This is a genomic window from Mycolicibacterium diernhoferi (genome assembly GCF_019456655.1).
In the GTDB taxonomy this organism is placed as follows: Bacteria; Actinomycetota; Actinomycetes; order Mycobacteriales; family Mycobacteriaceae; genus Mycobacterium; species Mycobacterium diernhoferi.
In genome coordinates, this window is the sequence record NZ_CP080332.1 from 2,164,301 (window position 1) to 2,186,770 (window position 22,470).

The 22,470-nt window shown below is 65.7% G+C and carries 23 protein-coding genes; 12 read left to right on the plus strand and 11 right to left on the minus strand.

Annotated features, from left to right (window positions below; genetic code table 11):
- Nucleotides 1-7 precede the first annotated feature (7 nt).
- Both K0O62_RS10130 and K0O62_RS10135 read right to left on the minus strand, forming a co-directional pair.
- A complete protein-coding gene (locus tag K0O62_RS10130; protein ID WP_131817388.1) occupies nt 8-217 on the minus strand; it encodes a hypothetical protein in 210 nt (69 codons plus the stop codon).
- Between the two features lie 347 nt (nt 218-564).
- Complete coding sequence (locus K0O62_RS10135; RefSeq protein WP_073855882.1) at nt 565-1,233, minus strand: nitroreductase family protein; 669 nt, start codon at nt 1,231-1,233, stop codon at nt 565-567.
- A 111-nt stretch (nt 1,234-1,344) separates the two neighbouring features.
- On the opposite strand from K0O62_RS10135, the gene K0O62_RS10140 reads away from it, so the two are divergent.
- The gene (locus K0O62_RS10140) at nt 1,345-2,115 is read left to right on the plus strand and encodes an SDR family NAD(P)-dependent oxidoreductase (RefSeq protein WP_073855883.1); all 771 of its coding nucleotides are present in this window, start codon (nt 1,345-1,347) and stop codon (nt 2,113-2,115) included.
- Between the two features lies 1 nt (nt 2,116).
- Entirely contained in the window at nt 2,117-2,545 is a 429-nt protein-coding gene (locus tag K0O62_RS10145; RefSeq protein ID WP_073855884.1) for a VOC family protein, read from the plus strand.
- Here K0O62_RS10145 and K0O62_RS10150 read toward each other — a convergent pair whose 3' ends face one another.
- On the minus strand, nt 2,546-3,397 hold the full coding sequence (locus K0O62_RS10150) for a TIGR03619 family F420-dependent LLM class oxidoreductase (RefSeq protein WP_073855885.1): 852 nt from the start codon (nt 3,395-3,397) through the stop codon (nt 2,546-2,548).
- A 90-nt stretch (nt 3,398-3,487) separates the two neighbouring features.
- On the opposite strand from K0O62_RS10150, the gene K0O62_RS10155 reads away from it, so the two are divergent.
- On the plus strand, nt 3,488-4,678 hold the full coding sequence (locus K0O62_RS10155) for a cytochrome P450 (RefSeq protein WP_073855886.1): 1,191 nt from the start codon (nt 3,488-3,490) through the stop codon (nt 4,676-4,678).
- Here K0O62_RS10155 and K0O62_RS10160 read toward each other — a convergent pair.
- The 4 genes from K0O62_RS10160 to K0O62_RS10175 all read right to left on the minus strand — a co-directional run bounded on the left by K0O62_RS10160 (nt 4,675) and on the right by K0O62_RS10175 (nt 8,661).
- On the minus strand, nt 4,675-5,604 hold the full coding sequence (locus K0O62_RS10160) for a TIGR03564 family F420-dependent LLM class oxidoreductase (protein ID WP_073855887.1): 930 nt from the start codon (nt 5,602-5,604) through the stop codon (nt 4,675-4,677). The genes K0O62_RS10155 and K0O62_RS10160 overlap by 4 nt on opposite strands.
- A 25-nt stretch (nt 5,605-5,629) precedes the next feature.
- Nucleotides 5,630-6,493, minus strand: coding sequence for an SDR family NAD(P)-dependent oxidoreductase (locus K0O62_RS10165; protein ID WP_073855888.1), 864 nt, complete (start codon nt 6,491-6,493; stop codon nt 5,630-5,632).
- Complete coding sequence (locus K0O62_RS10170; RefSeq protein WP_073855889.1) at nt 6,493-7,827, minus strand: cytochrome P450; 1,335 nt, start codon at nt 7,825-7,827, stop codon at nt 6,493-6,495. The genes K0O62_RS10165 and K0O62_RS10170 overlap by 1 nt, the downstream gene beginning before the upstream one ends.
- 90 nt (nt 7,828-7,917) lie before the next feature.
- Complete coding sequence (locus K0O62_RS10175; protein WP_073855890.1) at nt 7,918-8,661, minus strand: SDR family NAD(P)-dependent oxidoreductase; 744 nt, start codon at nt 8,659-8,661, stop codon at nt 7,918-7,920.
- Between the two features lie 150 nt (nt 8,662-8,811).
- Between K0O62_RS10175 and K0O62_RS10180 the strand changes: the two genes are divergently transcribed.
- On the plus strand, nt 8,812-9,999 hold the full coding sequence (locus tag K0O62_RS10180) for a cytochrome P450 (RefSeq protein WP_073855891.1): 1,188 nt from the start codon (nt 8,812-8,814) through the stop codon (nt 9,997-9,999).
- Between the two features lie 15 nt (nt 10,000-10,014).
- A complete protein-coding gene (locus K0O62_RS10185) occupies nt 10,015-10,836 on the plus strand; it encodes a mycofactocin-coupled SDR family oxidoreductase (RefSeq protein WP_073855892.1) in 822 nt (273 codons plus the stop codon).
- A 1-nt stretch (nt 10,837) separates the two neighbouring features.
- On the opposite strand, the gene K0O62_RS10190 is transcribed toward K0O62_RS10185, so the two are convergent.
- The 3 genes from K0O62_RS10190 to K0O62_RS10200 are packed head-to-tail and all read right to left on the minus strand — an operon-like array spanning nt 10,838 to nt 13,820.
- The gene (locus K0O62_RS10190) at nt 10,838-12,439 is read right to left on the minus strand and encodes a GMC family oxidoreductase (protein ID WP_073855893.1); all 1,602 of its coding nucleotides are present in this window, start codon (nt 12,437-12,439) and stop codon (nt 10,838-10,840) included.
- 20 nt (nt 12,440-12,459) lie between these two features.
- Nucleotides 12,460-13,251, minus strand: coding sequence for an SDR family oxidoreductase (locus tag K0O62_RS10195; RefSeq protein WP_073855894.1), 792 nt, complete (start codon nt 13,249-13,251; stop codon nt 12,460-12,462).
- Nucleotides 13,252-13,262: 11 nt separating this feature from the next.
- On the minus strand, nt 13,263-13,820 hold the full coding sequence (locus K0O62_RS10200; protein ID WP_073855895.1) for a nuclear transport factor 2 family protein: 558 nt from the start codon (nt 13,818-13,820) through the stop codon (nt 13,263-13,265).
- A gap of 251 nt (nt 13,821-14,071) precedes the next feature.
- Here K0O62_RS10200 and K0O62_RS10205 point away from each other — a divergent pair, with 251 nt between their 5' ends.
- Entirely contained in the window at nt 14,072-14,626 is a 555-nt protein-coding gene (locus K0O62_RS10205) for a hypothetical protein (RefSeq protein WP_073856182.1), read from the plus strand.
- 31 nt (nt 14,627-14,657) lie between these two features.
- On the opposite strand, the gene K0O62_RS10210 is transcribed toward K0O62_RS10205, so the two are convergent.
- Nucleotides 14,658-14,912 (minus strand): hypothetical protein, encoded by a 255-nt coding sequence (locus K0O62_RS10210; RefSeq protein WP_073855896.1) that lies wholly within the window; start codon nt 14,910-14,912, stop codon nt 14,658-14,660.
- Between the two features lie 141 nt (nt 14,913-15,053).
- Here K0O62_RS10210 and K0O62_RS10215 point away from each other — a divergent pair, with 141 nt between their 5' ends.
- From K0O62_RS10215 to K0O62_RS10240, 6 genes are read left to right on the plus strand one after another with little or no spacing between them, the layout of a single operon-like run.
- Complete coding sequence (locus K0O62_RS10215) at nt 15,054-16,259, plus strand: MCE family protein (protein WP_073855897.1); 1,206 nt, start codon at nt 15,054-15,056, stop codon at nt 16,257-16,259.
- Nucleotides 16,256-17,281, plus strand: a complete 1,026-nt coding sequence (locus K0O62_RS10220) for an MCE family protein (protein ID WP_073855898.1) — start codon at nt 16,256-16,258, stop codon at nt 17,279-17,281. Before K0O62_RS10215 ends, K0O62_RS10220 begins: the two co-directional genes overlap by 4 nt.
- Nucleotides 17,281-18,360, plus strand: coding sequence for an MCE family protein (locus K0O62_RS10225; protein ID WP_073855899.1), 1,080 nt, complete (start codon nt 17,281-17,283; stop codon nt 18,358-18,360). Before K0O62_RS10220 ends, K0O62_RS10225 begins: the two co-directional genes overlap by 1 nt.
- The gene (locus tag K0O62_RS10230) at nt 18,360-19,766 is read left to right on the plus strand and encodes an MCE family protein (RefSeq protein WP_073855900.1); all 1,407 of its coding nucleotides are present in this window, start codon (nt 18,360-18,362) and stop codon (nt 19,764-19,766) included. The genes K0O62_RS10225 and K0O62_RS10230 overlap by 1 nt, the downstream gene beginning before the upstream one ends.
- On the plus strand, nt 19,763-21,001 hold the full coding sequence (locus K0O62_RS10235; protein ID WP_372512824.1) for an MCE family protein: 1,239 nt from the start codon (nt 19,763-19,765) through the stop codon (nt 20,999-21,001). The genes K0O62_RS10230 and K0O62_RS10235 overlap by 4 nt, the downstream gene beginning before the upstream one ends.
- Complete coding sequence (locus K0O62_RS10240) at nt 21,001-22,464, plus strand: MCE family protein (protein ID WP_073855901.1); 1,464 nt, start codon at nt 21,001-21,003, stop codon at nt 22,462-22,464. The genes K0O62_RS10235 and K0O62_RS10240 overlap by 1 nt, the downstream gene beginning before the upstream one ends.
- The last annotated feature ends 6 nt before the right edge of the window (nt 22,465-22,470 follow it).

The window sequence follows — 22,470 nt, forward strand, 5'->3', positions numbered from 1 at the left end:
CAGGGCGTCACTCGGGAGGCGGGTTGGCGAGATTGCCTGCCGGTGGGTCGGTGTCGTCCTCGTCGTCTGCGTCGAGGGCTGAGCCGGACACCGCGCGGCGCCGGACGATCTGCCACAGCGCGAACACCCCCAGGGCGACGAAGGTCCACACCGGGGGCGGGTGGTCGACCACGACGATGACCCCTGCGGCCAGGGTGAGCCCGCTGACCGCCGCCACCACGGCCACTGTCGCGACGAAGCCCCATCCTCCGGTCGACCAACCGTGCCGAACCCATTGCGGGCAGTGGAGCCCGGGGTGCGGGCGGCCATCGCGGGCCCGACGACCTGACACCGGCCCGATCCACCTTTCGTGGAGGATGGCCCTCGGCCACCTTCCTGACGTTGACGTCAATTATTGGCCAGACGGGGGCCCGTCACCAGGCGGGCGCGGCGCATTCGTCCGAACGGCGGACACGGGCATCCGGTACTCGAAAATGACTGGTGATCCTCGAGCGCGGTCGCCGCGCTGAACAGATGCAGGCGCAGCTACATCACTCCGTGGGCGCGTGAGCGTGCGGTGATCGGTCAGTTGCGGGGCCGGGCGCCCCGGCCGTAGGTGATATCGGCCCGATCGGCGTCCCAGCGATTGCGGAACACCACGTCGGCGACCGGGCGGCGGCGCATCGGGCCGTGCCGGCCGCGTGGCCAGCCGACCACCACGTGCCCGGCCAGAAACCACTCGTCGGGGATGCCGACCGAGGTGCGCAGCACCCGCTCCCCGTCGTAGGAGGCCCAGCTGGTGATGCAGGCGCCCAAACCCTGCGCGCGGGCGGCCAGGTAGAAGTTCTGCAGGGCCGGATAGATCGAGCCGCCCTGCAGGAACTCCGAGGCGAATTCGTTCTTGTAGGCGGTGAACAGCACGGACGTGTAATCGCCTGCGCGGTCGTGCAACTCGTAGGTGGCCCGGTTGTTGCGGGCGGTGCGGCTCTGGTCGTCGGGGTCGGGTCGGCTCATGCCGTAGATCGATTCGATTGTGCGCAGGGCGATCTGGGCTGCCTCGGCAACCGCCGCTCGCTGTTCGGGCGCATCGAGGACGATGAACCGCCACAACTGCGCATTGGCTCCGTTGGGCGCCCAGGTCGCTGCCTGCAGGCAGCGGTCGAGCGTCTCGGCGTCGACGGGCTCATCGGTGAAGCGGCGGATTGAGCGTGCGGTGGACAGCACTTCCCAGACATCGTCGGTTGGATCCGGCATGCCATTGGTCTACTCGACGCGCCGGTCGATGTCGAGTACCTGAACCCGTTCCCCATGCAGATCATCTGCTGTACAGTCGTATGGCAAACGTGAGGAAAAGGAGTCCATGCTGTGAGCGATAGGTTTTCGATGGAAGGCAAGGTCGCCGTCATCACCGGTGGCGGCACCGGAATCGGCCGGGCGTCGGCGCTGGTGCTGGCCGAACACGGTGCGGATGTGGTGTTGGCCGGCCGCCGCCCGGATCCGTTGAAGTCCACCGCCGCCGAGATCGAGGCGCTGGGGCGCAGGGCCCTCGTGGTACCGACCGATGTGACGAAAGCCGAGGAGTGCAACGCGCTGGTCGACACCACGCTGGCCGAGTTCGGGCGTCTCGATGTGCTGATGAACAATGCCGGTGGGGGCCAGACCAAGTCGCTGATGAAGTGGACCGACGACGAGTGGCACGAGGTGCTGGACCTGAACCTGTCCAGTGCGTGGTACCTGTCGCGGGCGGCGGCCAAGCCGATGATCGCCCAGGGCAAGGGCTCCATCGTCAACATCTCCTCGGGGGCGAGCCTGCTGGCCATGCCGCAGGCGCCGGTCTACGCGGCGGCCAAGGCCGGCCTGAACAACCTGACCGGGTCGATGGCGGCGGCCTGGACCCGGAAGGGTGTGCGGGTCAACTGCATCGCCTGCGGTGCCATCCGCACGCCCGGCCTGGAGGCCGATGCGGAGCGCCAGGGATTCGACATCAATATGATCGGCCAGACCAACGGCTCGGGCCGGATCGCCGAACCCGACGAGATCGGTTACGGCGTACTGTTCTTCGCCTCCGATGCGTCCAGCTACTGCTCCGGGCAGACGCTGTACATGCACGGCGGCCCCGGGCCGGCGGGGGTCTGACATGGCGGTCAGTCACGTCGGGTTGCGGGTCCGCGATCTCGTGGGCGTCCAGAAGTTCTACGAGGCACTCGGTTTCGCCGAGGTGCAGCGCATGACCGTGCCGGACAAGATGGCCGCCGGACTGCTCGGGCTGGCCGAACCGATCGGCTTCGAGGCGGTCTACCTGCGCAACGACGGTTTCGTCCTGCAATTGCTGACCTTCTCGGGTCATCCCGCTCCCGAAGCGCCTCAGCGGGACATGGTCGGCGCCGGCCTGACCCATCTGTCCCTGGTGGTGGACGATATCCCGGCGGCCCAAGCGGCCGTGGAGGCGGCCGGTGGCACGGTGATCGCCGATCCCGGTGGCGGTTTCGCGTGCATGGTGCGCGATCCCGAGGGGCAGTTGCTCGAACTCATCCACTCGAAGTTCCGGCCGGTCCCGGCCGGCTGATCACCGAAGCTCGTCGACCATCGCGGCGTAGCGGTCCAGGAACGCCCACGTACTCGACGAGTCGTGGGCGTTCTTACGTCCGCCGCCGAGCACGACCCGGTTGAACCCGAGATCGCGGTAGCCGGCCAGTGTGGCGACCGTGGGAGCGCCCCAGGCCATGATCGTCAGATCCAGCGTCGAGGGATCGCGGCCGACTTCTTCGGCCACCCGGCGGAAGTCATCCAGCGCCGCGCCGAGGTCGCGGAATGCGGCGTCGCCGGGTAGCCAGCCGTCGGCCCAGGGCAGGCACTGCCGGATGGCCTTGGGGCCGGTGGCCGCGGCCAGCAGCGGCGGATGCGGACGTTGATGAGGCTTGGGGTAGGACCACACCGGCTCGAAATCGTAGAACTGGCCGTGATGCTGGGATTCCTCGCCATTCCACAGCGCGGTGAGCGCGGCGACCATATCGGCCAGCGCGCGATAGCGATCGCCCCACGCCACCGTGCTCGCGACCTCCAGTTCGGCGCGCGCACCGACTCCGACCCCGAGCGTCACCCGCCCTTGGCTCAGATGGTCGAGGGTGGCGACTTCCTTTGCAAAGGTGAAGATCTCACGCTCCAGTGGCAGGGCCACCGCGGTGCCGAGTCGCAGTTGCTCGGTCGCCTGTGCGGCCGACAGCAGCGACAGAAAGGGATCGAGGATCTGCTTCTGCGCGGCCAGCAGCGCCGGATGGAACTGTCCTGCCGCAGCCACCGGAATCTGCGGATGCTCACCGACCCAAAGCGATTCGAACCCACGGGCCTCCAGTTCGGGGCCGAGCACCGCCGGCGCGATGTCCTGCGGCGTGTTCAGCGAGACGAATCCCAAATCCATTGACTTTCCTTCGGGTCGACTGAGGGCGCTGTACGATCGTACTGCACAGCCCGCCGCACTGGCGATGAACAATCGAGGAGCGCACCCCAGATGGTGGAAACCCGCGAGCTCTACTACGATCCCTACGACGTCGACATCGATGTCGACCCGTACCCGGTGTATCAGCGGCTGCGGGACGAATCGCCGCTCCATTACAACGAAAAGATGGACTTCTGGGCGTTGTCGCGGATGTCCGATGTCGAGGATGCCCTGCGCGACACCGACAATCTCAGCTCGGCCAAAGGGGACATCCTGGAGGTCGTCAAGGCCGAGCCGGAGATGCCGCTCGGCGTCTTCATCAACGAGGACGCACCGCAGCACACCGTGCACCGGCTGCTGGTGTCGCGTGCCTTCACGCCGCGCAAGATGAAGGCCATCGAGGATCAGGTCCGCGACTTCTGTGCCACGTGCCTGGACCCGCTGGTCGGAGGGGACCGCTTCGACTTCATGAGCGACCTCGGCGTCGAGATGCCGATGCGGGTGATCGGCATGCTGGTCGGCATGCCCGACGAACTGCAGCGCAGCGTGCGCAAGGTCGCCGGTCGGCGGCTGCGCAACAATCCCGGTGAACCGCTGCCGGTGAGCAAGAAGAATTACTTCAACGGCAACATGTTTCGGGAATACGTCGAGTGGCGCAAGGAGAATCCATCCGACGACCTGGTGACCGAACTGTTGAACGTCGAGTTCACCGATGCCGACGGCGTGGAACGCAAACTCAGTTCCGAAGAACTGCTGGTGTTCCTCGGTGTGGTTGCCAACGCCGGGACCGAGACGGTGAGCCGACTGTTCGGATGGCTGGGAAAGCTGCTGGGGGAGCACCCCGATCAGCGCCGCGAACTGGCAGCGGACCCCGCGTTGATCCCGGGTGCGATAGAGGAGGTGCTGCGCTACGAACCGCCGGTGCACGGGATCGCCCGCTATGTCGCCAAGGACGTGACCTACCACGACACCACGGTGCCCGCGGGTTCGGCGCTGCTGCTGGTGGCCGGTGCGGCCAACCGCGATGAACGCAAATTCGACGACCCCGACCGCTTCGACATCCACCGCAACGGAAATCACGTGAGTTTCGGTCGGGGAGCGCATTTCTGTCTCGGTGCATCGCTGGCCCGCGTCGAGGGCCGGGTGGCACTCGAGGAGATCCTCAAGCGTTGGCCGGACTGGACGATCGATGAGCAGAACGCGCACCGGGCGCCGACGGTGGCGGTCCGGGGTTGGGACAGCATGCCCGCGATCCTCGGTTAGTCCTGCCGGGCCAGCGCACTCAGCAACGACCGGGTGCGGCGCACCGAGGCGGAGCGCTGCGCCCGGTCGGCACCCACGGGCACCGGCTGGGCCCAGACATCGGTGGCGCCCGCATCCAGCAGCGCCCGAAGCTGCTGCACCACGGCGGATTCGTCACCAAGGATCGCCACATCGGCCGCGTCGGTGCCACCACCGGCGCGAATGATCTGCTGGTAGTTACGCATTCCCGCATAGGAGACGGCGTTGGCCGCCACCGCCTCGCGGGCCTCGTCGAGATCGTCGTGCACCGCGACCGGCAGGCCCGCCACGATCCGTGGGGCGGACCGCCCGGCCTCGGCCGCCGCCGATGTGAGAATCGGGGTGATCCGGGATTCCAGGGCCTGCCGCGACGCCATCCACAGCACGACGCCGTCGGCGAGCAGTGCGGCGGTGCGCAGCATCCGGGGGGACAGCGCCGAGAGCAGCAGCGGGATGGGGTGTTCGGGGCGGGCGGCGCGCCCGGCGCTGTGCGCGGTCCACTCGGTCCCGTCGACGTCGACGTCCTCGCCGCGCAGCAGCGGCCCCAGGATCTGCAGGTACTCCGCGGTGTTGCGGACCGGGCGGTCGTAGGACAGGCCGAGCACGTCCCGCACGATGGGCTCGTGGGAGGGCCCGATGCCCAGGCACAGTCCCGGTCGTCCCATCGCGTTCGCGGCGGCAATCACCCGGTTGGCCTGCAGCAGGGGATGGCATGGATAGGTCTGCAGCACAGCGGTTCCCAGCTCGATCGACGAGGTGGCGCGCCCGGCCATCGCCATCGCGACCAATGGGTCACCGGCGACGCGGCTGGCGAACCACAGCGAGGAGAACCCGTCGGCCTCGGCCTCCTGGGCCTGGGTGATGATCGCCTCGACCGACGCGGCGCCGCCGGACAGTCCGATACGCATGGTGCGTCCCCTCTACTGACCCTGGCTATCGCATGACGTGCGGGTACTGCTCGTGCGGATGCACGTCGAACAGTGTCCGATACGACGGCGGCCGGCGACCACCCTCGTCCACGATGCCGTACTTGCCGGCCAACTCGGCGCCGATCAACGTCTTCCCGCTGACGTCCATCAGATCCGGGTCGTTGAACAACGCCCAGATGACATGGCCGGTGAGTTCGGGCGTCTCCGCGGTGTCGAGGATGTGGCCGAACCTGTCCGGCTTGGCGGCGATGATCCCGCGCACCCGCTCGGTCAGCAGCGATCCCAGCCAGATCGACACCGCGGCGATCTCGAACTCGCGGAAGTCCACCGCCATGTCGGCAGCCATCTTGTCCACCCCGGCCTTGGGGACGCCGTAGGCGGGCCCGAACGCGTAGTGCACCGACCCCGAGGACGAGGTGAACGCCACCAGCCCTTTGCGCTGCGGCAGCATCAGCGGCGCACACAGGGCGGTCGCGACGTAGCTGCTGCGCACGCCGACGTCGAGGGTGTCGAGCACGCTGAGCGGCTCTTCCCAGAACTTGGTGCGACCCATCATCTCGTCACGAATGATGGCGGCATTGTTGACCAGGATGTCGACCCGGCCCTGCTCCTCGGCGATCCGGTCGAACAGCGCCTTGACCTGATCGTCGTCGCTGTGGTCGACGCGCACCGCGATGCCCTCACCGCCGGCCGCGGTGACCATGTCGGCGCTCTGATGGATGGTGCCGGCCAACGGGGAATCCCCGGCGGTCTCACTGCGCCCGGTGACATACACCGTGCAGCCGTGACTGCCCAGGGCGTGCGCAATCCCGATACCCGCACCGCGGCTGGCCCCGGTGACGACCGCAACCGGTCTGTTCTGGCTCATCAGTGGCCGATCTCGGCGACGGTCTTGAGTTCGGTGATCGGGCGGGCCAGACCCTGCTCGTCGCAGGCTCGCTGCAGCTTGACGAGGGTCTCCTCGACGCCCGGGCCGAGCCGGGGGCCGGGGGTGAAGGTGGCGGGCAGGTGCCGCATGCCCTGAATCACCCCGATGCTGTCGTAGTGCACGGTCTGTTCGGCGATGCACCGGTAGTCGGGCATCCGGTCCAGGACGGCGGTCAGCATCGACTTGAACACCGTGCGGGCCACGTTCGAGCCGATGCACCGATGTACGCCGAGCCCGAAGCTGAAGTGCCGGTTGTTCTTCCGGTCCATCACCAACGCGTCCGGATCCTCGAACAAGGCGGGGTCCCGGTTGGCCATCGCCCAGGACAACCACAGCCGCTCGCCCTCACGGAGCCGGGTGCCGTCCAGATCGATGTCTTCGGACACGGTCCGGGCATCTCCGGGTGCGGGGGTGAAGAAGCGCAGGAACTCCTCGGTCGCCCGGTCCAACAGCGCGTCCCGTTCGGCGCTCAACCGGCTGCGCTGCTCGGGGTGTTGCGACAACCACTCCAGGGCATGCGCGGTGAGCGCGGTGGTGGTGTCGAACCCGCCGCCGATCAGCAGGTTCAGCATGCCGATCAACTCGATGTCCGGCGGTGCTTCACCATCGATGCGCAGCTTGGCCAGGGCGTCGATGATGCCTGGCCGCGGGGTCTCTCTGATCTGCGCCAGGTTGGTGAACAGGTCGATGCCCATGGCCATGAAGAGATCGCGGACCCGGGCGGCGTCGGGGGAGTCCGGCGGGGTGTAGACCGATGCGTGCGCCGGCTCGCTGTACATCGTCCACTTGTCCAGCTGCACACCGAGCATGGCCAGCGTGAGGACCGCCGGGACGACGTTCGCCAGGTCGTCGACGAAATCGATCTGTCCGGCCTCGATGCGGTCATCGATGCAGGCGCGGACGATGTCGTCGATGAAGGGGGTCCAGCGCCGGACCGCTGCGGGGGAGAGATACGGATTGAGTGCGGTGCGGTAGAAGCGGTGCTCGGGATCGTCCATCTCCAGCATGCCGCCGCGAAAACCCTCCGCTTCCAACATCGTCGGAATGGAGATGCCCTTGTAGCCGCGTCGTTCGTTGTGCACGTCGTGGTCATTGGAGACATGCGGGCAGCGGGCCAGTTCGAACACCTGCTCTCCGCCGGCCGCCACCCAGTGCCCGTCGTAGGTGTCCGTCCAGGCGATGGGGCAGCGCTGCTGCATCTCATGGGTGATGTCGAGGAACTTCTCGCGGTAGTCGGCACTGTGCCGGTCGAAGTGGTAGCCGGTCTTGCTCATCGCGCGGCCTGCGCGGTTGCGACTTCTGCTTTCACCGTGGCTCCTGATGGCATCTGATTGGGGCTGAATGTGTTTGGCGAGAGTGTCGAGTCAGGTGACGGCGCCGCCATTGACGCCGATGACCTGGCCCGTCACATAGCCGGCGTCCTCGGCGGCCAGGAACGAGCACACCGCGGCGACGTCCTGCGGCCTGCCCAGCGTCCCCGCCGGGATGGCCTGGTTCAGGTATTTGTCGGGCGGCAGTTTCCCGGCGGCCTGCTGTTCACGCAGCATCGGTGTTTCGATGGCGAACGGCGGCACCGTGTTGGCGGTGATGCCCTTGCCGGCGTAGTCGAGCGCGACCGTCTTGGTCAGGGCGATGACACCGCCCTTGGCCGCGGAGTAGTGGGCCTGACCTTGCGCGCCCTTCTGCCCGGCGGCCGAGGAGATGGTGATGATGCGTCCCCACTGCGCGGTAACCATGTCCGGTAGCGCGGCCCGGATGCTGAGGAAGGTTCCGGTCAGATTGACCGCCAGATAACGGTTCCATTCATCCAGCGAGATCTTGTCCAACCGGGTGAAACCCGAGATGGCCGCGCTGGTCACGAGGATCCCGACCGGGCCGAGCTTCGAACGAACCGAGTCGAACGCCCGCGCCACGGCGTCCTCATCGGAGACGTCGACACCGACGGTGATCGCCCGGCCGCCGGCCGCTTCGATCTCGGCGGTCACCTGCTCGGCCGCGTCAGCGTTGTAGTCAAGAACGGCAACATGATTGCCGTCGGCGGCGAGTCGGGTCGCGATGGACCTGCCCAATCCCGATCCGGCACCGGTCACCACGGCCACCCGGCTCATGTCTGATCCTCCTGCGATTCGGTAACAACTGCTGTACAGATGTATAGCGGATGGTGTTGCTCGGCACAAGTGGCCACGCGGTCGTCGCATTGCTGTACGGGCGTATAGCATCTGCCTTACACTCGTGCTGACTTCAGGAGGAGAATGTCTGTGAACGACCTCTATTACGACCCGTGGGACGTGGGCATCGACATCGACCCGTACCCGACCTACCGTCGACTGCGGGACGAGGCCCCGGTGTATTACAACGAGCGGCACGACTTCTGGGGCATCAGCCGGTACGCGGATGTCGATGCGGCGCTGCGTGATCCACAGCGGTTGAGCTCGGCCAAGGGCGACATCCTCGAAGTCGTCAAGGCCGACCCGGTGATGCCGCCGGGGGTATTCATCAACGAAGACCCACCACTGCACACCATCCACCGGACGATCGTCGGCCGGATGTTCACGCCGAAGAAGATGCGCGCGCTCGAAGACAAGGTGCGCTCATTTTGCGCAGCCTGCCTGGACCCCCTGGTCGGGGGCGATCGATTCGACTTTGTTGTGGACCTGGGCCGGGAGCTACCCATGCGCACCATCGGCATGCTGGTCGGGATTCCGGATGCTGACCAACCTTCGGTGCGCGCACAGGCGCACGCCGTGCTGCGCAACAAGCCGGGGCAACCGCTGCCGGTCGACAAGGATCACTACTTCGACGGCGACATGTTCACCGACTATGTGGCCTGGCGGAAGAAGAATCCCTCCGATGATTTGATCACCGAACTACTCGCCGTCGAATTCGAGGACGAGACCGGGGTCACCCGCACGCTGCGCACCGCCGAACTGCTGATCTTCCTTGCCGTGATCGCCGGCGCCGGGGTGGAGACCACCGGCCGGTTGTTCGGTTGGATGGGAAAAGTACTGGCCGAACATCCCGACCAACGGCGAGAGCTCGTCGACGACCCGGCGCTGATCGGGTCTGCCATCGAGGAATTACTGCGGTTCGAACCGCCCGGCCCACACGTGGCGCGCTACGTCGCGACCGATGATGTGACGTTCCAGGATCAGACTGTGCCGGCCGGTGCCGCGTTGTTGATCATGTTGGCGGCGGCCAACCGGGATGAGCGGCACTTCGCGGATCCCGACACATTCAACATCCACCGCAGGTCCGCGGGACACCTGACGTTCGGGCGGGGTGCGCACTTCTGCCTCGGTGCTCCGCTGGCGCGACTGGAAGGGCGAATCGCGCTCGAAGAGGTGCTCAAGCGTTGGCCGACGTGGGAGGTCGACATGTCCGGGGCCCGTCGTTCCCGGACGTCTACTGTTCGTGGCTGGGACACCATGCCGGCCATCGTCGGCTGATCGGAAGGAACACCCATGACATCATCGGATCGCCAGGTCGCGGTCATCACCGGTGCGGCCCGCGGACAGGGGCGCAGCCACGCGGTGGCCCTGGCCGAGGCCGGGGCGGACATCATCGCCATCGACCGGTGCGCCGATATCGACTCCATCCCTTACCCGTTGGCCACCGAGGACGACCTGGCCGAAACCGCCCGACTGGTGCGGGAGGCGGGCGGGCGCATCGAGACGGCAGTCGCCGACGTCCGCAATCTGGGTGACCTACGCGCCGCGGTGGATGCCGGGACCTCCGTCTTCGGCGATGTCGACGTAGTGGTGGCCAACGCGGGCGTCGTCGGGATCGGCCTGGACGATCCGCTCGACGAGCAGGTGTACTCCGACATCGTCGACACCAACCTGCGCGGCGTGTGGAACACCATCGCCGCTACGGCGCCATCGATGATCCGCCGCGGCACCGGCGGATCGATGATCCTGATCTCGTCGATGCAGGGGCTGGTCGGCCGTGGCGGGGACGGCAGTGCGGCGACCTTCGCCTACGCCGCATCCAAACACGGCGTGGTGGGCCTGATGCGTTCGGCGGCGTTCGCCTACGCCCAGCACAACATCCGGGTGAACTCGGTGCACCCGACCGGGGTGGCCACCCCGATGATCTTCAACGAGCACATGGCCCAGATGTTTGCGGCGAACCCCGAGGGCTCCGCGATGTCGGGCAATCTGCTGCCGGTGCCCTTCGTCGAGGCGTTGGACGTCACCAACGTGGTGGTGTTCCTCGCTGGTGAGAAGGCCCGCTACATCACCGGCGTCGCCCTGCCCGTCGACGCCGGATTCAACGTGCTCTGAGCTACTGATCCTCGACGATGAACTCGGCGGCCCGCCAGGCCATAGCCATGATCGGTCCGTTCAGATTTCCGGACACCATGGTCGGCATCACCGAGCAGTCGACCACCCGCAGTCCCGCCACGCCACGCACCCGCAGTCGGCCGTCCAGCACGGCCTCCTCGTCGGGGCCCATGGCGCAGGTGCCGACGGCGTGGTATCCGCTGAATCCGCCGTCGAGTGCGGCGTCCACCAGTTCCTCATTACTGGTCGCGGCCGGCCCCGGGTAGGTCTCGGCGCTGACCCGATCGGCGATGGGATCCTGGTCGAAGATCTTCCGCATTGTGCGGAGTAGATCGGCGGTGGTCTGCCGGTCGTGTTCGGTACCAAGGTAATTGGGGTCGATGAGCAGTGGCGCGCTGGGATCCGATCCGGTGATCTCGCAGCGTCCTTCGGCCGTCGGACGTAACGCCATGCCGAGGCAGGAAGCCCCGGGTTGGCGTTCGATCTTGACCGGTCCGCCGGTGTTGTACGCCGGGATGGTCCACGGGCCCATCATCAGCTGGGCGTCGACCCGTTCGGCGTCGGCCTGGGTCTTGGCGAACGCGACGATGTCGAACGCGGGGGCAGCCAGCGGACCCTTCCGGGTGGCCAGATAGCGTACCCCGGTCTTCGCCTGGGCCACATTGCTCGCGAGTTGCCGGTTGTAGCCGAGGTCGGCGTTGAGCCGGAAGCGCATCACCGCGCACCGGTGTTCCCGGAGGCCGCGACCCACGCGCTGGCGATCCAGGTAGACGTCGACGCCGGCGGACCGCAGCACCTCCTTGGGGCCGATGCCGGACAGCTGCAGCAGCTTCGGCGTGTTGAGGCTGCCCATGGACACGATCACCTCGCGGGTGACCCGGATCTCGCTGCTACCGCGCCGGTTTCGGGCCAGCACTCCTACCGCACGGCCTGTGTCGAACAGGATCCGCTCGACCGAGGTGTTGGTCAGCACGGTGAGATTCGGGCGTGCCATGGCCGGCTTGAGGAACGCCCGGGAGGCGCTGACCCGGCGGCCGTCCTTGATCGTCGAGGTGGTGTAGCCGATTCGTTCCTCATCGGACTCGTTGATGTCGGCGACCTCGGTGAGGCCGGCCTTGACCCCGGCGGCCAGCATCTCGCGGCACAGCGGGTCGGGGTCGCGGGGGACCGAGATGTGCACCGGCCCGCCCACGCCGCGGGTGGGGGAGGGCCCGAACTGGTTGTCCTCGAAGGAGGTGAAGATCGGCAGGATGTCGTCCCAACCCCAGCCGGGATTGCCGAGTCGCTCCAGCTCGTCGTAGTCGGCCCGGTGGCCACGGTTGTAGACCATGCCGTTGACCGAGCTGGAGCCGCCGAGCAGCTTGCCGCGCATCCAGGTCTCGACGTGTGAGCGCGGCCCGAACGGCGTGGTCTGGTACTGCCAGGTGTACTTCTCGTTCTCGAACACCAGGCCGGCGCCCTTGGGGATGCTGAACATCGGGCTGCGATCACCGCCGCCCGCCTCGATCAACAGCACCGAGATCGCCGGGTCGGCCGACAGCCGGTTGGCGAGTACGCAACCGGCCGAGCCGGCCCCGGCGATGATGTAGTCGTAGCTGGTCATATCGTCGTCCTCGGCTGAGATCAGTTGTGCTGGCGGGCAACCGGAACGTTCAGGCGCATATCGGGACCGGCGACGTCGGCGAACGTCATCGGCCATGCCGGTTTGCCGTGCTGGGCCACCCAGCAGGTTCCGGTCTGCTCGGCCGGTGCGGTGACCGCGGTGAGCACCGCATCGGCGATCGCCTCGGGCTCCATCACCGGCACGCCGATCCGCTCGACGATCTTGCGTCGATCACCCAGCACTCCGGTCTCGGTGATACCCGGGCAGATGGTGTGCACCGAAATCCCTTCTGGAGCCAGGTTCGGCGCGATGGACCGCATGAAGCCGACCACACCGTGTTTGCCGAGGCTGTACACCGGATCGGGATGCCAGGGCACCAACCCGGCCAGCGAGGCGGTGGCGAGAATCGCGCGCTCGCCGCTGCCAGCGCAGGATCTCATGGTCCGCACGGCGGTGACCGCACCGTAGACCACACCGTCGAGGTTGACACTCACCGACCGGCGGTACTGGTCCAGGTCGAGGGACCCGATGTCCCCGGACCAGTGAATCGTGATGCCCGCGTTCAGGAAGGCCAGGTCGAGGCCGCCGAGTTCCTCGACGCAGCGGGTGAACGCGGCCTCGACCTGGGCGGGATCGGAGACGTCGCAGGACAGACCTACCCCGTCGATGGAGTCGGCCACCGCCTGGGCTGCCTCGCCGTCGATGTCCACCACGCACACCCGCATGCCTGCGGCGGCGAATCGCAGCGCCGATGCCCGGCCGATGCCCGATGCGCCGCCCGTGACCAGCGCTACTCTTCCGTCGAGCTTCATCCGGTGCCGGCTTACCAGCGACTGACCGGTGCGCCGTCCATGGACAGCGGTCGCTGGTAGGACACGTCGGTCTTGTCCCAGGTGCCCTTGATGAACCCGGCGACCGCGCCGGATTTCAGCAGTGAGGTATCCCCGTTCATCATCCATTCGATGGTGCACCGGCGCAGCGCGATCTTCCAGACCCCGTCGCGACGCTCCAACCGGTCGATGTAGCGACCGCCCATCAGCGAGACGATCTTGCCGCCCTTGGCGCGCATGGCCCCGATGACGTAACTCTCGGCGTGCGCGGTATCGCCGTCGATCTCGCAGGTGTGGGTGGTGACGTTGTGCAGGTGATCCTCGAACACAGCGGTATGTGCCGCGTTGGCCCATTCGCCGTACTCCGGACCGGTTTTGACGGTCGGACCGTGCTCGTCGACGCCGTCCTCGAAGTACACGCTGCCCATCAGTTCGGTGTCGTGGCGGTCGTGGCCGCGGGACTGGTTCATCACGCAGTCCAGGATGGCGGTCCGGTCTTCGAGGTACTGCAGGCGCTTGCGCAGGTCGTCGATTTCCTCAGTGGTACTCAATGTTCTTCCTCTCGCATCATGGGTCCCAACAAATGTTGTACAGATGTATAGCATGGACGGGTGCGGCTTTGGCGAATTGCGTGAATCAGGTTTGCACAGTTGGCGAATCGCCCGAATTTGCACGTCAGCCGACCAGGCGGCCTGCACGCTCGTACGGTAACGGCCGTGCCGGAAGTGCGTGTCGGTTCGAACACGCAGGGCTACGCTCTACATACGTATAGTGACGCCGCGTCGCGAAAAGGGTGGACATCATGGCACGAACGACAGCAGACGATCAATCCCGACACCAAAGTGAAGCTTCCGACAGCGGCCGCGCCGCAGGCATCAGTGTCTATACGGGTGCTTCGCTGGGAGATGTCGGCGAGATCATGAGCGCTCCAGAATTTCCCGCCGAGATCCCTGCCGGTCTCGACCTGGCGGCGATTGCCGGTGGCACGGTGGTGGATGTCATTTTCCGAGACGACCGGCCGGATGGATTCAGCCTCGCGAACATTCGGCTGGCGCCCGACTACATCCTGCCCACTCACAGTCACGACGTGGACTGTCTGTACTACGTCCAATCCGGTTGGATCGTGCTCGGTCGCCGGCGAATTGATTCCGGCGGTGGCTTCCTGGTACTCGCGGAGCGGCCCTACGGCTACCGTGCCGGTCCGGAAGGTGCCACCGTGCTGGAGTTTCGGAAGTCGACCGGGTTCAACATGGTCATCAGCGCGATGCCCTCGGCGAAGTGGCAAGAGATCGTCGACGTGGCGCGCCGGCATGATGGCTGGCCGGACTTCGTCGAGACCGTTGCATTGCCGAGGTAATCACGGCCACGGGCCGGTCTGAGCCGCGGCTTCAGGCACAGCGCATCGACTCAGCGAAGCCCGGGCGGCGCGCGTGTGTGATGGTCATGAACCGCGCGCCCTCGGCGTGTTTCGGCTCGGTGTCACCCTGCACTTCCACGGCCAGCGCGGTCTGCGCGAATTCGAGAAACAGTTGCATGAGCGGGTTCTCTTCGTCGTCGTACTCGGCGGACGGGTCCGGCTTCGGCGGTTTGCGTGAATCGGCGGCAGCGATCGAAACCGGACTGGGCGTTGCGCAACTCACCATGATGCGCTGCGTAACACCGTTGCCGTATGTCATTGCCGGCGACGGCGCGAGACCGTGAGTGAAGTTTCCAGATGTTCAAGTGCTATACAAACGTACCAACTGCGCTATACGGTCGTACAGTCCAGGGTGGCAGGAGTTCGTATGGAACGGTTTTCGCAAGAAACAACCGCATGGCTGCGTCCGATCGTCGGTCTGGGAACCATTGCCGTGATCGCGGTGGTCATCGGGTTGGCGCTGTCGGTGTTCCAGGGTCGTTTCACCGACGCCGTCCCCTTGACCGTGGTGACGCACCGTGCCGGGCTGGTAATGAATCCCGATGCAAAGGTCACCTTGCTCGGTGCGCCGGTCGGAACAGTCTCAACCATCGACTCCGCTCCGGGTGGCACCGCGATCATGCGCCTGGCGATGCAGCCCCATTCTCTGCGGCAGATTCCTAAGAATGTTCGGGTGGTCATCGCAGCACCGACCGTATTCGGCGCGAAATCGGTGAACCTGGTTCCACCTGACCATCCCGCGGCTCAAACCCTCAGTGCCGGAGACGTTCTGCATGCCGATCAGGTCACGGTCGAGGTCAACACGGTGTTCGAGCAGCTCAGAACTGTGCTGCAGATAATCCAGCCTGAGAAGCTGGATGCCACCCTGGAGGCCTTGTCCACTGCGCTGGACGGCCGAGGCGCCGGGATGGGCGAACTGATCAGCGACCTGAACAGTTTCCTGGCCAAACTCGATCCTTCATTGCCCGACTTCGCGCACGATCTGAAGGTTGCACCAGAGGTGCTGAACACGTATGCCGATTCGGCGGCCGGATTGATCGAGATTGCAGATGACACGACATCGATCAGCAGAACGATCGTCGACATGGATCGCGATCTCGACCGGATGCTGCTGAGCACCATCGGTCTGGCGGAAGCCGGCGAAGCGGTGGTCGGCGTCAACCGGCAGAACCTTACCGACCTGCTCCGCATCCTGGTCCCGACCACAGATCTGACCAATGAGTACCACCAGGCACTGACCTGTGGCCTGTCCGGTCTCGACGTGCTCGCCCAGATACCGCCGTCGCCGCGCCCCGGTGTGGTCACCAGTACCGGACTGATGCCCGGGCAGGAGAGATACCGCTACCCGGCGAACCTGCCGAAGGTGGCCGCCCGGGGCGGCCCGCAGTGCACCCTGCTACCCGATGTGCCGTTCAACCCGCGCGTGCCATTCGTCGTGGCCGACGTCGGTGCCAATCCTGCGCAATACGGTAACCAGGGTCTGCTGTTGAACTCAGATGGGCTGAAGCAGTTGCTTTTCGGACCGCTTGACGGGCCCCCGCGGAACACCGCACAGATCGGCCAACCCGGATGAACAAGCAGTCAACTCCCTGGCTGAAGTTCGGGATCTTCGCCACCGCCACGCTGCTGCTGACCGCGGCCCTGTTCACCGTCTTCGGCGAGTATCGCGGCGGCTCCACGGTCAGCTATTCGGCGGTGTTCATCGATGCGTCGGGCCTTGAGCCCGGGGACTCGGTCAGGGCCGGCGGTCTCCGTGTCGGCACGGTAACCGAACTCGCCCTGCAAGCCGACGACACCGTCGTGGTGGCGTTCGATACGGACCGGCACGTCGTTCTCAGCTCCGACAGCAGGGCGGCGGTCCGCTATCTGAACCTGGTCGGCGACCGCTATCTCGAAGTCATCGATGTGCCCGGAGCGATCGCTGCCATGCCACCCGGGGCCCGGATTCCCGTCGAACGAACCACTCCGGCCTTGGACCTGGATCAGCTACTCGGCGGACTCCGACCGGTGATCAGGGGACTCAATCCAGCGGATGTCAACGCGCTGACCGCATCCCTGGTCCAGGTGTTCCAGGGCCAAGGCGGCACACTGGAATCCCTGCTGTCGAGCGGCGCCACGCTGACCAGCGACCTGGCGGACCGCAACCATACCGTCGAGCTCCTGATCGACAATCTCAACGAGGTCATGGCGAGTCTCGCGTCCGATGGGGAGGCCTTCGGAAATGCGATCGACCGGTTTCAGACCCTCGTGTCGGGTTTGGCCGAGGACCGCGATCCGATCGGTGCCGCGATCGACTCACTCAGCATGGGCACTACCGCGATCGGTGATCTGCTCAGCGGCGTCCGCCCACCATTGGCGGAGTCGGTGCACCAGCTGAGCCGACTGGCACCACTGCTGGATCACGACAAGGAGCAGCTCGACATCGCTCTCGGCCGGGCCCCGGGCAACTTCCGGAAACTTGTGCGCCTCGGTGCCTACGGAAGCTGGCTCAATTACTACATCTGCGAGCTGTCCTTCCGCGTCAGCGATCTGGAGGGACGAACGGTGGTGATCCCGTGGACCAAACAAGAAGGCGGAAGGTGTAGCGAACCCTGATGCTGAAATATCACGGATCCCACCTTGCCCGATCGGGAACCATCGGGCTGATCCTGATACTGCTGGTGATCGCAGTCGGGCTACAGCCGAAACACCTTTGGCAGTGGTCGACGGCGACCCGATATCACGCCGAGTTCGCCGAAGCCGGCGGGCTGGCAGTCGGCAACGCCGTGATGGTCTCGGGTATGACCGTGGGGTCTGTCACAGATCTTTCGTTGCGGGCCGGCACGGTGGTGGTCAGTTTCATCGTGGACGGGAACCACCGCGTGGGCGCGGACAGCACTGCCCATATCCGTACCAGAACACTGCTCGGCGAGCGGGTGCTGGCCGTCGAGTCGGCCGGAGACGCGAGACTGCATGCCAACGGTCTGATCCCGCTCGCGCGGACGTCATCGCCCTACGCATTGACCCAGGCAGTCGACGAGCTGACCAGCAACACCGCGGGTACCGACACAGCGGATCTCAATCAGGCGCTCGATACGCTCGCGGCGACCATCGATCAGATCGCTCCCCGGTTGGGTCCCGCGTTCGACGGGTTCACCCGGCTGTCACAGTCGCTGAACAGTCGCGACGAAGTCCTGCGTGACCTGCTGCGGAACACCCGTGACGTCACCGGTGTGCTCGCTGCGCGCAGCCAGCATCTCAACACATTGATCATCGATGCCAATTTGCTGGTCGACGTCCTCAACAACCGGCGCAATGAGGTCGTGGGTCTACTCACCGGAATATCCGTTGTCAGCAGGGAACTCTCGGGTTTGGTGGCGGATAACGAAGCCGCGTTGGCACCCGCCTTGGCGAAGCTCAACGCGGTCACCGCGATGCTGCAGAAGAATCGGGACAACATCGCACAGGCGTTGCCAGGCTTGGCCAGGTACCAGGTGACCCAGGGCGAAACGGTGTCCAGCGGCTTCTACTACAACGCGTTCATCCCGAACCTGGTGCCCGCGCAGGCGATACAGCCCTTTCTCGACTATGCGTTCGGATTCCGGCGCGGTGTAAATGCCGGTCAGCCCCCGGACAATGCCGGGCCACGTGCCGAGTTCCCGCTGCCGCGCAACGGAATCCCTGGAGGATCTTGATGACCCGGTACAGCCGAACCAAGGTGCTGGCAACCGTCCTCATCTCCACATTCGTGGTGGGGGTCGGCGTGTTGGCCCACGAGGTCTTTCTTCGCCCGATCCGGATTTCGGTCAATTTCGCCAGTGCCATCGGTATCTACCCGGGTGACGATGTCCGCGTCCTCGGAGTCAAGGTAGGTCGCATCGCGGCGATCGAACCGGCCGGGGCACACGTGAGGATGACTCTCGAGTTCGATCATGATGTGCCCATCCCGGTCGATGCCGAAGCGATCATCGTCACCCAGAGCCTCGTCGCCGCGCGCTACGTTCAACTCACCCCCGCCTACGGCACAACGGGGTCCACGATGCCCGACGGGGCAGAGATACCACTGCAGAGGACCGCGGTTCCGCTCGAGTGGGACGAGGTGAAGGCCCAGTTGATGCGGTTGGCAACCGATCTCGGCCCGGCGACCAGCGGTGAGGACACGCCCCTTGCCCGCTTCATCGACAGCACCGCAAATGCCATGCAGGGCAACGGCGCCAAGTTGCGCCACACCTTGGCAGAGCTGTCCGCTTTGGGGCGCGTTCTCGCCGACGGCGGCGGAGACATAGCCGAAATCATCAAAGGTCTACACACCTTCGTCGACGCTCTTCGGGACAGCAACGTACAGATCGTGGAGTTCCAGGACCGCTTCGCCGTGCTGACCGGCGTGCTCAATGACCATCGCTCCAGTCTGGGTGCGGCGCTGACCGACTTATCGGTGGCGGTCGGTGACATCGAGCGCTTCGTCGGTGGCGCCGGTGACGCCACAGCCGAACAACTGCAGCGATTGACCGAGGTGACCCAGATCCTCGTCGACCGCAAATCCGACGTCGAGAACATCTTGCACGTGACTCCGAATGCCATCGCCAACGGCTACAACGTCTATAACCCGAACTCCGGTGCCCAGGTGGGGGCGTTCGTGATGAACAACTTCAGTGACCCGGTGGCGTTCCTGTGCGGCTCGATTGCCGCGGTCGCCAATGTGACGTCGGCGGAGACGGCCAAGCTGTGCCAGCAGTACCTGGGCCCGGGTTTGCGGCAGGCGAATTTCAACTATCTGCCGTTCCCCTTCAACCCCTATCTGGGTAAGGCGCCGGACAATCTGATCTACACCGACCCGGCCCTGGCACCGGGCGGAGCGGGCCCCGTTCCGCCTGCCGCAGAACTACCGCTTCCGGTCTCCGCCCATACCGGGGCGATCGACAATCCCTTCCCGGCGCCCGGCCAAGCGCCCCCTGCACTCATCGGACCGGGCCCGACTGCACCGCATCACCTGCCCGCGCACCCCTCGCCGGCGCTGTACCCCGGCGCCCCGCTGCCGACACTTCCCACCGTCGTATCCAACCTGCCGGATCTGTTGCTCCCAGCCGAGGGGATTCGATGACAGGCACTGTGGCGATCATGGATCGAGGGCGTTGGCGCCGGCATATCGCAGTGGCACTGTGCATCCTGTTGACCGTCCCGGGATGTGGCTTCCAGGGCTTGACCTCACTTCCGTTGCCAGGCGCCGTCGGGCGGGGCGCCGATGCGCAGACCTTTCATGTGCAGTTCGCGAACATCGGCACCTTGGAATCCAATTCACCGGTCATGCTCGACGATGTCGTGGTCGGCAGCGTCGGAAAGATGACCTTCGCCGACTGGCACATCGACGTCGAACTGTCTGTCATCTCGGATGCGATCGTGCCGGCCAATGCGATGGCCGGGATCGGCCAGACCAGTCTGCTCGGCTCCATGCACGTCGCACTCGACCCGCCTCTGGGCCAGATACCGACCGGGCGGCTACTACCCGGGGTGACGATCCCGTTGGACAGCTCGGCGATCTCGCCCTCCACCGAGCAGACGCTGTCCTCGCTGTCTGCGGTGGTCAACGGTGGGGGACTGGGGCGGGTGGGCAACATCATCCACAGTTTCAACGCCGCACTCACCGGCAGGGAGAGCGATCTGCGCCAACTGCTCACGCGTCTGGACAGATTCGTACGAGTCCTGGACGACCAGCGGGCGGACATCATCGATTCAATGGATGCTCTGAATCGACTGTCTGGCACATTCGCCGAGCAGTCCGCGGTGATCACCAGCGCCGTGCAGGAGATCCCGCCTGCGTTGGACGTCCTGATCACCCAGCGTCCGAGGATCACCCATGCGCTCGATGCCCTGCGCACATTCAGCGACACATCGACGCGGCTGGTGAACGACAGCCAAGATGATCTGGTCAAGAATCTGGACAATCTAGCGCCCACCTTGCAGGCGCTTGCCGACGTCGGCGACGGATTGAACCGCGCGCTCGTTTTCGCGACCGCATTCCCGTACGGGCAGGATCTGATCGACCGTGGCTTGCGCGGTGACTACATGAATCTGTTCGAGATCCTGGACTTCACCGTTCCCCGACTCAAACGTTCAACGCTGCTCGGCACCCGCTGGGAAGAACCCGGCGCGGCACTTGTACCGGCGCCGGGCGAACCGTACTACCTGGACCATACCTACGCACCTCTGGTGGCCCCCGGCGTCCAGGCACCCGCGACGCCACCGACTCACCCCGAACAGCCCGCGATCTTCGCAGGTCCCTACGGGGCGGACAGTTCACCGGCGCCGGCTGCGCCGGCCACACCAGGAGGCCGATAATGCTCACCAGCCTCGTCCGAAAGCAACTGGTAATCTTCGTCATTGCCGCTGTCACGGGTATGACGGTGCTGGTCTTCAACTATCTGCAGGCGCCCACCTTGCTCGGCGTCGGGCGCGTCATCGTAAAGCTGCAATTGCCGGGGACCGGCGGGCTCTACCGTTTCAGTAACGTCACCTACCGCGGGGTGAACGTCGGCCGGGTGACCGATATCGAGGTCATCGGCGCACGGTACGTAGAGGCAACTCTGTCCTTGGACGGCACCGCCAAAATCCCGGCCGATCTCGTTGCGCATGTCCGCAATATGTCTGCAGTCGGCGAGCAATACGTGGACTTGCAACCCAACCACGGGTCGCCCCCGTACCTGACCGACGGAGCGGTGATCCCGGTCGACAGGACAACGCTTCCCCAACAGGTCGGGCCGATGCTGAACCAGGTCAGTTCCCTGCTGACGAGCATCCCGCAGGAGCGGCTCGGCACCATCATGGATGAGTCTTTCGAGGCTTTCAACGGCGCCGGCTACGACTTCGGCTCGTTGCTCGACTCGACCAAAACGGTGGTGAAGGATCTGCACAGCGTGGCAGATGACATGGCAGGTCTCGCCACCGACGGCCGGCCAATTCTGGACTCCCAAGCACAGGGCGGCGACGCCATCCGCAGCTGGATAGCCAATCTCGCCGGTGTCGTCGAGGAGGTGCGGCGCAACGACAGCCCGCTGCGCACCGTGCTGACCCAGACCCCGCGAGCAGCGGAGGAGGTGACCGAACTGCTCGCGACCGTCAAACCGACGATCCCGGTGTTGCTGGCGAACCTGACGACGGTCGGTCAGGTCGCGGTGACCTACAACGCGGCCATCGAGCAGATACTGGTGCTGCTGCCGCCCTACATCGCCGCGATCATCGGCGTGACGCCCACCAAGAACGCGACCGGAATTTCTCTGGGAGACTTCGCATTGACCATGGCCGACCCGCCGGCCTGCACGGTTGGCTTCCTGCCGCCATCGTCGTGGCGGTCCCCGGCCGACGAGAGTGTCGTCGAGACCCCGGACGGTCTGTACTGCAAGCTTCCGCAGGATTCCCCGATTGCGGTACGCGGCGCGCGTAACTACCCATGCCAAGAGCATCCCGGAAAACGAGCCCCGACAGTGGAATTGTGTAACGACGAGACCGGATTCCTGCCGCTGGCACAGCGTCAGCATGTGCTGGGGCCGTATCCGTTCGACCCGAGCTTGATAGCGCAGGGGATTCCACCGGACAGTCGTGCCGTCGGCGACGAGCGTTCAACCGGACCGCTGGAGGGTACACCTCCTCCGGTCGCTGCGCCGAACCCTGATATCGCTGTCGCCCAGTACGATCCACACACCGGGGGATACGTCGCGGGTGACGGTAGGTTCTACGTGCAATCCGATCTGGGAGCGTCCTCGCGGCCGGATTCCTGGACTCAGCTGGTCCTTCCGGCACCCTGAACCGCA